Origin of the sequence: Rhizobium sp. NPDC090275 (assembly GCF_044772225.1) — a bacterium.
Lineage (GTDB): Bacteria > Pseudomonadota > Alphaproteobacteria > Rhizobiales > Rhizobiaceae > Rhizobium.
On the sequence record NZ_JBIVYL010000003.1, the window covers coordinates 464,274 to 476,614 of the forward strand.

Here is a 12,341-nt window from a genome sequence, read left to right on the forward strand (position 1 = left end):
TTGCGGAAGACGGCAAAAGGCGCCCGGGATCATACCCCGGGCGTCTTCAGTTCCGGACTTCCAAGAAAACAAGAGACGCCCGGATCGCTCCGAGCGTCTTTTCAGTTCCTACGCTTCACCACTTAGCGGCGCAGCAAGGCCATCCGCTCTTCGTCCTCGTCGCGCTGGCGTCCGCCGATTGCGGCGGCGACACTGGCGATGAAGGCGCCGACGAACAGCGACAGCGCGCCGAACAGGGCAACCGCCGAAGCCGTCTTTCGGGCATTATCCGCAGCCTCCTTGGCAGCAAGCTTGGCGTCGTCGATCCGCTTCATGACGGCATCGACCCGTGCCTTGGCATCGGTCGCGGAAAGGCCGGTGCGGGCAGCAACCACCTGCTCGACAAAGGCCTGATCATCGGCCGAAAGCTTGCCGTCGACAATGCCGTTCACCAGCACGCGCGTCACCTGGGCATTGACCGCCTCATCACTCTGGTTGCCCGCTGCCGGCGCCGTATTGGTGGGGCGCAGCAAGGCGTCGGTGAAATAGGCCGGCGAGAAGCCGCTCGTGCCATCGCTGGCGCTGACAGCTGCCCCGGCACCTGCGGCGCCGACTGCTCCCACCGCTGTTGCGGTGGCCTGCGTACCGGTGCTGATCACCGACGACAGTGCCGATCCCAGCAATCCGGCAACGACAACGGTCGCTAGCGCCCAGGAGAGGAAGCCATGCGCGGTGTCGCGGAAGAAGACCTCGTAGGTGTGGACGCCGACCCATTTGGTCCGCAACCGGCCGGTCAGATAACCGCCGAGTGCGGCCGAAACCCATTGCACGACGATCAGCCAGATCGCGGCAGTCGCGCCGATCGTGGTCAGCGAGGCGTTGTCATGCGACCAGGGCGATACCATGGTCAGGCCAAGGCCGGAACCGATCAGGATGAAGATCAACGATATCGCGGTCGCGGCCAGCGTGCCGGCGATGATCGGCCCCCAGCTGACGGCGGGAGCCGATGATTCCAGTGGTGCGTCGGTCACCACGGTGGAGGAGGTAAAGGACATCGCCGACCCCCTAGTGCCAGAACAGCAGGATGATCAGGATCAGCGGGATCGGAACGCCCAGAAACCACAGCAGGATACCTCTACCCATCATAACCTCCCGTCAGCACGGCTGACTTATCGTTTGCTCGAAACCGCGTCATGCGCGGGTCCTCACAAAACCGTCAACGGCGCTGATTGTTCCTAAGGCGATGAGAGATTTGCGGTTTCTCTTCGCGCCGGGAGGGAGGCTCGGCAGCTTCTCCGGCTTAGAAGTCCTGATAGTCCTTCACGTCCACCCGCGTCACGCGTCCCTCTTCGTTGAAGGTGATCGTCTCCTCGCCCTCGCGCACCAGCGGCTTGCCGGTCTTGCTGTGGGTGGCGCGCACCGACCATACGGCGCGTCCGGCATAGGGGCTGACGCGCTCGACAAGCGTGTTGAAGGCCGTCTGGTCCGGGTAGTCGTCGAAATATTTGCGAAACGCCGTCATGATCGCGTCGCGGCCCGCAAGGCTGCCGACGCCGTTCGAGACATAGGTCGCGTCCTCGGCGAAATAGTCCTCGATCATTTGATAGTCGAGCCTGTTGATCGCGTCGTGAAACAGGGTGATTTCCTTGACTGGATCGAATGCCATGGTCAGACCCTCACGCCACGTTCTGCAAGATCGGCGCGTAGCTGCTCGGCGCCGGTAAAGAGCACCGCATCCCATCCCGCCTTCTTGGCGCCTTCGATGTTCGGCGCCGAATCGTCGATGAAGATCGTCGTCGCCGGATTGAGGCCGAAGCTCTCGGTGTGTGCTTCGTAGATCGCGATATCAGGCTTGATCAGGCCGATATCGCCCGAGACGGTGACGCCGCGCGGCTTGGTGAGGAAGGGGAAGCGCGCTTGAGCCTCGCGGAACGTGTCGGAGGCGAAGTTGGTCAGCATCGTCACGTCGCGGCCCTCGGCGATCAGCCCTTCCATGATCGCCACGCTATCGTCGTAGGAATGCGATACCATCTCGTGCCAGTGCTTGCGGAAGGCGCGGATGTGTTCCTCGCGATCGGGGTGCGTCTCGATCAAAAGCGCCTCGGCATCCGCCCATGTGCGGCCGCGGTCCTGCTCGATGTTCCAGTCGTGGGTGCAGACATTGTCGAAGAACCACTGCCGCTCGGTCGCATCCGGAATGATGCGGCTGAAGGGAATGTTCGGGTCGTAGTGGATAAGAACTTTTCCGATATCGAAAACGATATGATCAATAGGCATTTATCCGTCCTTGGACTGTTGAAACGCGCGTGGAATAGCCGATGTGATCGCTTTTTTCATGACTGTGGGCAATGCCTGGGCGTCAAGATTTGTAACCGGCTCCCACCATCCGTCATCCCCTTCGACCCTGCCGGGGATCGCCACGCGCCAGATCGATAGCCTGAGCTCGAAATGGGTGAAGACATGGGTGACGGTGCCCGATGGCTGCCAGTCGGCCGGGAAGGGGGCGGCGTCCGCCGAGGTCTCGCCATCGATGCGCGCCGTCCAGCCGGTCGTCGGCACCTCGGTCATCCCGCCGAGCAACCCGCTCTCGATCCTGCGCCGCAACAGCACCTCGCCATCATCAGTCACCGCCACGAAGACGGCGCCGACGCGAACGGGCTTGGCCTTCTTGGCGGCTTTGACCGGGAAATGCTCGGGATCGTGAAGCGCCAGGGCCTCGCACGATCCGTTGAAGGGACAGAGCGCGCAGGCGGGCCGCTTCGGCGTACAGATCGTGGCGCCGAGGTCCATCATCGCCTGGGCGAAATCGCCCGGCCGGTCCGCCGGCGTCAGCAGCGCCACCTTCTGCTTCATCAACGGTTTGGCAGCAGGCAGTGGCGTCGAGATCGCGTAAAGCCGCGAGATAACCCGCTCGATATTGCCGTCCATGACGGATGCCTGCCGGTTGAACGCGATCGCCGCCACCGCCGCCGCCGTATAATCGCCGATCCCCGGCAGCGCCTTCAGCCCTTCCTCGGTATCCGGAAACACGCCGCCGTGTTCGTACGCCACCGCCTCGGCACATTTCTTCAGGTTGCGGGCCCGCGCGTAATAGCCAAGCCCCGCCCATGCCGCCATCACGTCCTCGCTGGGTGCTGCGGCAAGATCATCAACTGTCGGCCAGCGCGCGAGGAATTTCAGGAAATAGGCTTTGACGGCAGGTACGGTGGTCTGCTGTAGCATGACCTCGGAAAGCCATACATGATAGGGATCGGCCTTGATCCCGCGGCTCGCCATCGGCGGCGAAACGCGCCAGGGCAGGTCGCGGTGATGGCGATCGTACCAGTCGAGCAGGGGCTTTGCTAAGGGCGCGGTGGTGGTCTTTAAGGTCATCATTTGCCGTGCGGAGGGGAAGTGCCCTATACTTGGCGAAGCATTGCCGCCCGATCAAGGCGGCGGCGCCCGATAGCGGCGGCATCCAAAGGTTTCCATGAGTTATCCACGCAAAGGTGAAAAACAGATCTCTGAACTGGCCAACGGCCTGATCGACCCCGTGCTTGCCAAGCGCGCCGGCATCAACACGGCGCTGCTCGGCTCCTGGGACGAGATCGCCGGCGAGGATTTCGCCGATTGCACCCGCCCGGAAAAGATCGCCTGGGCGCGCGGCGGCGATGACGGCAGCTTCCGCCCCGGCGTTTTGACCATCGCCTGCGAAGGCGCCCGCGCATTGTTTCTGACGCATGCGCAGGGCGAACTCATCCAGCGCATCAACAGCTTCTTCGGCTTCTCCGCCGTCCACCAGATCCGCATCGTCCAGAAGCCGGTCTCCCAAGCCTTCAAACGCTCCCGCACCCCGCCACCGCTGAAAGGCGAGGCGGCCCGCCGGCTGGAGGGGATGATGGAGGGCATCGACAGTGAGAAGCTGCGCGAGGCGGTGAAAAGGCTGGGTACGGCGGTGTTGGGGAAGAAGGGGCGATAGCCGCTCGGGCGCCAGTGTGGCGAGGAGATAAGAATGTCAAACAAGCGGTCAATTGGCACAACAGGCGAGACTACGCCTCTTTCAGATGAGGTGATGCGTAGAAAAATTCGGGAAGCAATCGACGACCCGAGCCCTGATATCGATGCCGACGTTGTTTTCGATCGCATCGAGCGTCGCCATGCTGAGCGCATGAGACGCGAAGGCAAGGACTAAACGCCGCCTTCCGCGCCAAATAAAATCAAGAGTTGCTTGCCACTCCGGCCCCTTCGTCCCATCAAGGTCACAATTGTTTGAAGAAACTCGTTCATGCGTGCCTTGTTAGCGGCGATCAGCCGTTATATCGCACTTCCAGCCGCTACTCTCATTTATGAGGAAATTATGCAGATGTCCGAAATGCAACTGACCAAGCGCCAGCTCCTGGGCGGCGTAGCTGCCGCGACCGCCGGACTGGCGGTCTTCAGCAGCGCCAATGCGGCTGTGGAAATTCCGAAGTCCGACGGCGATGTCGATATGGAAGCTGTGCTGAAGCCGGGCGCTCTGCCGGAAATGGCACTGGGCAAGGACGACGCCAAGGTCACCATCGTCGAATACATGTCGATGACTTGCCCGCATTGCGCGCACTTCCACACCACCACCTTCGACGAGATCAAGAAGAAGTATGTCGACACCGGCAAGGCTCGCTTCATCATCCGCGAATTCCCCTTCGACCCGCGCGCTGCTGCCGCCTTCATGCTCGCCCGCTGCAACCCGTCCAAGCCCGAAGATCTGAGCACGCCGGAGCAATATTTCCCGATGGTCTCGATGCTCTTCAAGCAGCAGCAGACCTGGGCCGCCGCCGAAGATGGCCGCACCGCACTTCTCCAGATGTCCAAACTCGCTGGATTTAGTGAGGAAAGCTTCACGAAGTGCTTGACGAACCAGAAGCTGCTGGATGAAGTGAACGCGACGCGGGAACGGGGTTCCAAGGATTTCGGCGTCAACGCCACGCCGACTTTCCTCATCAACGGGAAGCGCTACTCTGGAGACATGTCGGTTGACATCATGTCGGCCCTTATTGACAGCCTGCTTTAAGCTGAGCCGTTCCTATAAGACGGGCGACGGCGGAAGCCGTGCGCCCGTTTTTTCGTTGACGCATGGTTTGCGCTTGCGGCCCCCTCATCCGACCCTTCGGGCCACCTTCTCCCCGTTGGGGAGAAGGGGAGGTAGAGCGAGTGGCCAACTCCGAGTCTCTTCTCCCCAGCGGGGAGAAGGTGCCGGCAGGCGGATGAGGGGGCTCCGCGCTCCGAGGCCCACCACATGAAGTTCAACAAGCTCCGCCTCGTCGGCTTCAAATCCTTCGTCGAACCCGCTGAATTCGTCATCGAGCGCGGCCTGACCGGTGTCGTCGGGCCGAATGGCTGCGGCAAGTCCAATCTTGTCGAGGCCCTTCGCTGGGTGATGGGCGAGAACTCGTACAAGAACATGCGCGCGTCGGGCATGGACGACGTGATCTTCTCCGGTTCCGGCAATCGCCCCGCCCGCAACACCGCCGAGGTCGCACTCTATCTCGACAATGCCGACCGCACCGCACCTGCCGGCTTCAACGATAGCGACGAGATCCAGGTCACCCGCCGCATCGAGCGCGAGCAGGGCTCGGTCTACCGCATCAACGGCAAGGAAAGCCGCGCCAAGGATGTGCAGCTGCTCTTCGCCGACGCCTCCACCGGCGCCCGCTCGCCGTCGATGGTCGGGCAGGGGCGTATCGGCGAGCTGATCTCGGCCAAGCCGCAGGCCCGCCGCCAGTTGCTGGAAGAAGCCGCCGGCATTTCCGGCCTGCATTCGCGCCGCCACGAGGCCGAGCTTCGTCTGCGCGCCGCCGAAAGCAATCTCGAACGTCTCGACGACGTGACATCGCAGCTCGAAAGCCAGATCGAGAGCCTGAAGCGCCAGGCTCGCCAGGCCAATCGCTTCAAATCGCTCTCCGCCGATATCCGCGCCCGCGAGGCCATGCTCCTGCATATCCGCTGGGTGCAGGCCAAGGAGGCGGAAGCCGAGGCCGACAGCGCGCTCAACCAGGCCACCTCCATCGTCGCCGAAAAGGCGCAGATGCAGATGGAAGCCGCCAAGTCTCAAGGCATATCGAGCCTCAAGCTCCCGGAACTGCGCGAAGGCGAGGCCCGCGCCGCAGCCGCCCTGCAGCGCCTTCAGATCGCCAAGACCCAGCTGGAAGAAGACGCCAACCGCATCCTGCGCCGTCGCGACGAACTCACCCGCCGCCTGGCTCAGCTCGCCGAGGACATCAGGCGCGAGGAACGGCTCGTCGCAGACAACGCCGAAATCCTCCAACGCCTCGATGCCGAGGAAACCGAGATCAATGAGATCCTCGCCGATTCCGGCCGTTACGCGGAAGAGACCCGCGATGCCTTCGAGGAAGCCGCCGCCAAGCTTGCCGACAGCGAGCGTATCTTCGCCGGCCTGACATCGGAACGCGCCGAGGCTGCCGCCGGACGCAACCAGCTCGAACGTGCCATCCGCGACCTCTCCGATCGCAAGATGCGCCTTGAGCGCCAGATGGACGAGGCCAATCGCGAGCTGTCCGGTATCGGCGAGCGCATCGCGACGCTGCCCGATCCCGACGAGAAGCGCATGGTAGTCGAAGCCGGCGAAAGCGCTGTCGCCAAGGCCGAAGCCGCCATCCAGGCGGTCGAGCAGGCGCTGGCCGCTGCCCGCCAGACGGAGGCGATGTCGCGTGCGCCGGTCGATCAGGCCCGCGCCCAACTGAACGCCATCGAGACCGAGGCGCGCACCATTTCCCGCATGTTGGCATCCGGCGCCACCGCCGGCGAATTCGCGCCTGTCGCCGATGATCTCAAGGTCGATCGCGGTTTCGAGACCGCCGTGGGCGCTGCCCTTGGCGACGATCTCGAATCCCCGCTCGACCCGAAGGCACCGGCCCACTGGTCGGAAAACGGCGATGGCGCGGCCGATCCGGCGCTGCCGTCAGGCGTTACGCCGCTGATCACTCACGTTCGCGCCCCCGCCGCCCTTGCCCGCCGCCTCAAGCAGATCGGCCTCGTCCCCGACGCCGATGCGCTTGGCCTGATGGCGAGCCTGAAGCCCGGCCAGCGCCTCGTCACCCGCGATGGCGCGGTCTACCGTTGGGATGGCCACGTCACCGGTGCCGATGCGCCGAGTGCGGCAGCACTCCGTCTGGCCCAGAAGAACCGTCTCTCCGAACTCGAGAGCGAAGCATCGATCGCCCGCGATGTGCTGACTGAAGCCGAAGAGCAGCTGGCGATCGCGGCTGAAGCCATCTCGGGTGAGGAGCATCGCCTGGCCGAGGCCCGCGATACCGCGCGCATGTCGTCACGCCAGCTGGCGGAAGCCCGCGAGGCCTTGGCGGCCGCCGAGCGCGCCTCCGGCGATCTCATCCGCCGCCGCGATGTCATTGCCGAAGCCGTCAGCCAGCTGCAGAGCCAGCTCGAAGACATCGCCATCCAGGAAGAAAACGCCCGTATTGAGCTCGACGACGCGCCGGATCTCTCCGCACTTGACGAGCGCCTGCGGCTGCAGCAGGCCGATGTGGCGACCGATCGCGGTGCCCTTGCCGAAGCGCGTGCCCGCCACGAGAGCCTGAACCGCGAGAACGACGCCCGCCAGCGGCGCATCATCGCGATCGGCCAAGAGCGCGAGACCTGGCGCCAGCGCGCGGCAAGCGCCGAGGACCACATCGCGACGCTGCGCGACCGCGAGGAAGAGGCGCGCGAGGAAGCCGCCGATCTCGAAATGGCGCCGGACGAATTCGACGACAAGCGCCGTGGCCTGCTTAACGAGCTGCAGAAGGCTGACGACGCACGCCGCGCCGCCGCCGATCTGTTGGCAGAGGCCGAGCTGATGCAACGCGATGTCGATCACAAGGCGGCGATTGCGCTCTCCGAGCTTGCCGAAAGCCGCGAACGCCGTGGCCGCGCCGAGGAGCGTCTGGTCTCGGCCCGCGAAAAGCGCGTGGAGGGCGAGGCGCGCATCCGCGAGGCGCTGAACGTTGCCCCGCACGAAGCCTTCCGGCTTGCCGGTCTCGATGCCATGCAGGCGATACCTGACCTGCGTGAGGTCGAGCGCGAGCTTGAGCGGCTGAAGATGGAGCGCGAGCGGCTGGGCGCCGTCAACCTGCGCGCCGAGGAAGAACAGAAGGAACTGAGCGACCGGCTGGCGGCGCTGATCAAAGAGCGTGACGACGTCATCGACGCGATCCGCAAGCTGCGCGGCGCCATCCAGAGCCTGAACCGCGAGGGCCGCGAACGCCTGATCGCCGCCTTCGATGTGGTCAACACCCAGTTCCAGCGCCTCTTCACCCATCTGTTCGGCGGCGGCACGGCCGAGCTGCAGCTGATCGAATCCGACGATCCGCTGGAAGCCGGCCTCGAAATCCTCGCGCGCCCGCCGGGCAAGAAGCCGCAGACGATGACGCTGCTCTCTGGCGGCGAGCAGGCGCTGACGGCGATGGCGCTGATCTTCGCGGTGTTCCTGACCAACCCGGCGCCGATCTGCGTGCTCGACGAAGTGGACGCGCCGCTCGACGATCACAACGTCGAGCGCTACTGCAACCTGATGGACGAGATGGCGGCCTCCACCGAGACGCGCTTCGTCATCATCACCCACAACCCGATCACCATGGCCCGCATGAACCGCCTCTTCGGCGTGACGATGGCGGAACAGGGCGTGTCGCAGCTGGTCTCCGTCGACCTGCAAACCGCCGAACAATTGCGCGAGATCGCCTGAGGTCAAGGCGAAACACCCAAAAAAAGTCAGCCCTGAATGGGCTTCTCACCCAATAAGGTGATGCCTTTTTACCCATCTTGCATTAGAAGAAACTGTATGTGCGGTCCGCAGGGATCGCGCCACCGGTTTTGCGTACAGATTGCCGTGCGCATGTGTTGAGGCTTCCTCCACGTTGTATCGGCATGCTGAACCCCCCGTCCGGTTTTCCTGGCCGGACGGAAATAAGGCTTTGCGGGACTTTGTTGCGGTCCCGCAAAGCTTTATTACTCTTCCTGAAAATTCAAACGGCTTGAATACGCGGATGTTGTGCACTGCAACATTTTGGCCGTATTTGTGCGATTTTCATTTTAACACCAATGGATTAAGCTGATCCCGATTTTGGTGTTGGGGAGAGCATGACCAAGTGGGTCTATACATTCGGTAACGGCGCGGCGGAGGGGCGAGCGCTCGACCATGAGATGCTGGGCGGCAAGGGGGCCAATCTCGCCGAGATGTGCAGCCTCGGCCTGCCCGTTCCCCCCGGCTTGACCATCACCGCCGACGCCTGTTCCGCCTATTATCGCGATGGTCGCCGCATATCGGAAGAGGTGCGCGCGCAGGTTCTGTCGGGCATCGCAAGCATCGAGGCCGTCACCGGCCGCCGCTTCGGCGCGGGCGCCAGCCCGTTGCTCCTGTCGGTTCGCTCCGGCGCGCGCGTGTCGATGCCGGGCATGATGGACACGGTGCTCAACCTCGGGCTCAACGACGAGACCGTTCAGGCGCTCGGCCACGATGCCGGCGACGCGCGCTTCGCCTGGGATAGCTACCGCCGCTTCATCCAGATGTACGCCGATGTCGTCATGGGCCTCGACAACGAGGTCTTCGAGGAAATCCTGGAAGACGAGAAGGCCCGCCACGGCTACGAATACGATACCGAGATGACCGCGAGCGAGTGGCAACACGTCGTTCATCTCTACAAGGCAGTGCTGGAAGAGGAACTCGGCGAGGAGTTCCCGCAGGATCCGCAGGTGCAGCTCTGGGGCGCTGTCGGTGCGGTGTTTTCGAGCTGGATGAGTGCCCGCGCCGTCACCTATCGCCATCTCCACAATATTCCCGAAGGCTGGGGCACCGCCGTCAATATCCAGGCCATGGTCTTCGGCAATCTCGGCAATTCGTCGGCCACCGGCGTCGCCTTCACCCGCAACCCGTCGACCGGCGAAAAGTCGCTCTACGGCGAGTTTCTGGTCAATGCCCAGGGCGAGGATGTCGTCGCCGGCATCCGCACGCCGCAGAGCATCACCGAGGAAGCCCGCATCTCCTCCGGCTCCGACCGGCCGTCGATGGAAAAGTTGATGCCGGAGGCTTTTAGGGAGTTCGTGGCGATCTGTGATCGCCTCGAGGCGCATTATCTCGACATGCAGGATATCGAGTTCACCATCGAGCGCGGCACGCTCTGGATGCTGCAGACGCGGTCAGGCAAGCGCTCGACCCGCGCGGCAATGAAGATCGCCGTCGATATGGTGGATGAGAAGATGATCACCGAGGAACAGGCGGTGCTGCGCATCGAGCCGTCCTCGCTCGATCAGCTGCTGCATCCGACCATCGATCCCCGCGTTGCGCGCGAGGTGATCGGCACCGGCCTTCCGGCATCGCCGGGTGCGGCATCAGGCGAGATCGTCTTTACCGCCGAAGAGGCGGTCATGGCGGAAGAGGAGGGGCGCAAGGTCATTCTTCTGCGCGTCGAGACCAGCCCCGAGGACATCCACGGCATGCATGCCGCCGAAGGCATCCTCACGACCCGCGGCGGCATGACCAGCCACGCGGCCGTCGTTGCCCGCGGCATGGGCATCCCCTGCGTCGTCGGCGCCGGCACCATGCGCATCGATCTGCGCAACGAGCGGCTGATCGGCATGGGCGTGACGCTGAAGAAGGGCGATATCATCACCATCGACGGATCGGCCGGGCAGGTCTTGAAGGGCGAGGTGCCGATGGTGCAGCCGGCGCTCTCGGGCGATTTCGGCCGCATCATGGAATGGGCCGATCGCGTCCGCCGCATGACGGTGCGCACCAATGCCGATACGCCGGCCGACGCGCGGGCCGCTCGCTCCTTCGGCGCCGAGGGCATCGGCCTTTGCCGCACCGAGCACATGTTTTTCGAGGGCGAGCGCATCCACGTCATGCGCGAGATGATCCTGGCCGAAGATGAGGCGGGCCGACGCACGGCGCTCGACAGGTTGCTCCCCATGCAGCGGGAGGATTTCGAGAGCCTTTTCAACGTCATGCACGGCCTGCCGGTGACGATCAGATTGCTCGATCCGCCATTGCACGAATTCCTGCCGAAGACCGACGAGGAAATCGCCGATGTCGCGGCCGCCATGAACATGGAGGCAACGGCACTTCGCCAGCGCGTCGATGCGCTGCACGAGTTCAACCCGATGCTCGGCCATCGCGGCTGCCGCCTGGCGATTTCCTATCCCGAGATCGTCGAGATGCAGGCACGCGCCATCTTCGAGGCCGCCGTCCATGCGGCCCGCGAGACGGGCGCCGCCGTCGTGCCGGAGATCATGGTGCCGCTGGTCGGCCTGCGCTCCGAGCTCGATTACGTCAAGGATCGCATCGACGCCATCGCCCGCGATGTGATGACGGAAGCCGAGATGCAGATCGATTATCTCGTCGGCACGATGATCGAGCTGCCGCGCGCGGCACTGCGCGCCCACATCATCGCCGAAGCCGCCGAGTTCTTCTCCTTCGGCACCAACGACCTGACGCAGACCACCTTCGGAATTTCGCGCGACGACGCCTCGGCCTTCATTCCGACCTATCAGCGCAAGGGCATCATAGAGCATGACCCCTTCATCTCGCTGGATTTCGACGGTGTCGGTGAACTCATCCGCATCGCCACCGAGCGCGGCCGGCGCACCCGCGCCGACATGAAGCTCGGCATTTGCGGCGAACACGGCGGCGATCCGGCCTCGATCCATTTCTGCGAGGGTATCGGTCTCGACTACGTCTCCTGCTCGCCCTTCCGCGTGCCGATCGCCAGATTGGCGGCGGCGCAGGCTGCGATCAAGGAGCGGTCTGTCGGGTAAAGGCTACCGGTAACGGTAGTATGGGCCGCCGTAATAGGGGCCGCCCATGCGCCATGACATGTCCGACATCACGTAAGCGCTGTCTGCCCGCGCCTGCGCCTGCCGGTTGAGGTCGATGCGCTGCAGGCAGGTGGCGAAGCCTTCTGTGCCACGCTTGAAGCCATAGCCCAGGCACTGCCGCTCATCGGCCGCGCGCCGCTCTTCCGGCGTCATCGTCTGGCAGGCCGAAAGGCCGATCGCAATGGCGGCGATGGTGAGCGTCAGCGGGAGAATACGCATGGTTTAATCTTCAACGGATTGATCTTGCTGGAAATAGCAGACGCCAAGCCCGACCACCCGTCAACTAAAAACTCCGTCAGCCGGAAAACTTGTCACGCGGCGCCGGCGGGATCGCCGATCGGCAAAAGCGCCGGATCAAGCGTCGGGTCGTTCGGGTTCTTGCTGTCGCCGGGATCCTGGGCCGGCGTCAGCGGCGGCTTTTCCTGCACGCGGTCCGGAATGCCGGGTGTCGGTGTCGGGCCGCGCGGGGTCTCTGGCGTGGGCACGGGGATCGGGTCGCGATTGGGCATGATTGTCTC

At 63.9% G+C, this 12,341-nt stretch carries 11 protein-coding genes; 5 read left to right on the top strand and 6 right to left on the bottom strand.

Annotated features, from left to right (window positions below; all coding sequences use genetic code 11):
• Window positions 1-122: 122 nt before the first annotated feature.
• The 4 genes from ACIQUB_RS10270 to mutY form a co-directional block, all read right to left on the bottom strand.
• Window positions 123-1,034: a hypothetical protein gene (locus ACIQUB_RS10270; RefSeq protein WP_113235639.1), complete on the bottom strand. Its 912-nt coding sequence runs from the start codon at window positions 1,032-1,034 to the stop codon at window positions 123-125.
• Window positions 1,035-1,279: 245 nt separating this feature from the next.
• Complete coding sequence (locus ACIQUB_RS10275; protein WP_113235640.1) at window positions 1,280-1,645, bottom strand: nuclear transport factor 2 family protein; 366 nt, start codon at window positions 1,643-1,645, stop codon at window positions 1,280-1,282.
• A 2-nt stretch (window positions 1,646-1,647) separates the two neighbouring features.
• Window positions 1,648-2,256, bottom strand: coding sequence for an HAD family phosphatase (locus tag ACIQUB_RS10280; protein ID WP_113235641.1), 609 nt, complete (start codon window positions 2,254-2,256; stop codon window positions 1,648-1,650).
• The gene (gene mutY / locus ACIQUB_RS10285; RefSeq protein WP_113235642.1) at window positions 2,257-3,354 is read right to left on the bottom strand and encodes an A/G-specific adenine glycosylase; all 1,098 of its coding nucleotides are present in this window, start codon (window positions 3,352-3,354) and stop codon (window positions 2,257-2,259) included.
• A gap of 94 nt (window positions 3,355-3,448) precedes the next feature.
• Here mutY and ACIQUB_RS10290 point away from each other — a divergent pair, with 94 nt between their 5' ends.
• The 5 genes from ACIQUB_RS10290 (at window position 3,449) to ppdK (ending at window position 11,763) form a co-directional block, all read left to right on the top strand.
• Window positions 3,449-3,937 carry a DUF721 domain-containing protein gene (locus tag ACIQUB_RS10290; RefSeq protein ID WP_113235643.1) on the top strand — a complete coding sequence of 163 codons (489 nt, stop codon included), beginning with the start codon at window positions 3,449-3,451 and terminating at the stop codon, window positions 3,935-3,937.
• 33 nt (window positions 3,938-3,970) lie between these two features.
• Window positions 3,971-4,150, top strand: coding sequence for a hypothetical protein (locus ACIQUB_RS10295; RefSeq protein ID WP_247750107.1), 180 nt, complete (start codon window positions 3,971-3,973; stop codon window positions 4,148-4,150).
• A 165-nt stretch (window positions 4,151-4,315) separates the two neighbouring features.
• Entirely contained in the window at window positions 4,316-5,008 is a 693-nt protein-coding gene (locus ACIQUB_RS10300) for a DsbA family protein (RefSeq protein WP_113235644.1), read from the top strand.
• 225 nt (window positions 5,009-5,233) lie between these two features.
• Window positions 5,234-8,695, top strand: a complete 3,462-nt coding sequence (smc, locus tag ACIQUB_RS10305; RefSeq protein ID WP_113235646.1) for a chromosome segregation protein SMC — start codon at window positions 5,234-5,236, stop codon at window positions 8,693-8,695.
• 395 nt (window positions 8,696-9,090) lie between these two features.
• Entirely contained in the window at window positions 9,091-11,763 is a 2,673-nt protein-coding gene (gene ppdK, locus ACIQUB_RS10310; protein WP_113235647.1) for a pyruvate, phosphate dikinase, read from the top strand.
• 3 nt (window positions 11,764-11,766) lie between these two features.
• Here the strand turns inward: ppdK and ACIQUB_RS10315 are convergent, their stop codons facing one another.
• Window positions 11,767-12,042: a hypothetical protein gene (locus ACIQUB_RS10315; RefSeq protein WP_113235648.1), complete on the bottom strand. Its 276-nt coding sequence runs from the start codon at window positions 12,040-12,042 to the stop codon at window positions 11,767-11,769.
• Between the two features lie 92 nt (window positions 12,043-12,134).
• On the bottom strand, window positions 12,135-12,332 hold the full coding sequence (locus ACIQUB_RS10320) for a hypothetical protein (RefSeq protein WP_018899035.1): 198 nt from the start codon (window positions 12,330-12,332) through the stop codon (window positions 12,135-12,137).
• Window positions 12,333-12,341 lie beyond the last annotated feature (9 nt).

Bases quoted from the DNA above. Each gene is read 5' to 3' on its own strand.
- ACIQUB_RS10300 (WP_113235644.1), top strand. From the start codon at position 4,316: ATGCAGATGTCCGAAATGCAACTGACCAAGCGCCAGCTCCTGGGCGGC.
- ACIQUB_RS10280 (WP_113235641.1), bottom strand. From the start codon at position 2,256: ATGCCTATTGATCATATCGTTTTCGATATCGGAAAAGTTCTTATCCAC.
- mutY (WP_113235642.1), bottom strand. From the start codon at position 3,354: ATGATGACCTTAAAGACCACCACCGCGCCCTTAGCAAAGCCCCTGCTC.
- ACIQUB_RS10270 (WP_113235639.1), bottom strand. From the start codon at position 1,034: ATGTCCTTTACCTCCTCCACCGTGGTGACCGACGCACCACTGGAATCA.
- ACIQUB_RS10295 (WP_247750107.1), top strand. From the start codon at position 3,971: ATGTCAAACAAGCGGTCAATTGGCACAACAGGCGAGACTACGCCTCTT.
- smc (WP_113235646.1), top strand. From the start codon at position 5,234: ATGAAGTTCAACAAGCTCCGCCTCGTCGGCTTCAAATCCTTCGTCGAA.
- ACIQUB_RS10320 (WP_018899035.1), bottom strand. From the start codon at position 12,332: ATGCCCAATCGCGACCCGATCCCCGTGCCCACGCCAGAGACCCCGCGC.
- ACIQUB_RS10275 (WP_113235640.1), bottom strand. From the start codon at position 1,645: ATGGCATTCGATCCAGTCAAGGAAATCACCCTGTTTCACGACGCGATC.
- ACIQUB_RS10315 (WP_113235648.1), bottom strand. From the start codon at position 12,042: ATGCGTATTCTCCCGCTGACGCTCACCATCGCCGCCATTGCGATCGGC.
- ACIQUB_RS10290 (WP_113235643.1), top strand. From the start codon at position 3,449: ATGAGTTATCCACGCAAAGGTGAAAAACAGATCTCTGAACTGGCCAAC.
- ppdK (WP_113235647.1), top strand. From the start codon at position 9,091: ATGACCAAGTGGGTCTATACATTCGGTAACGGCGCGGCGGAGGGGCGA.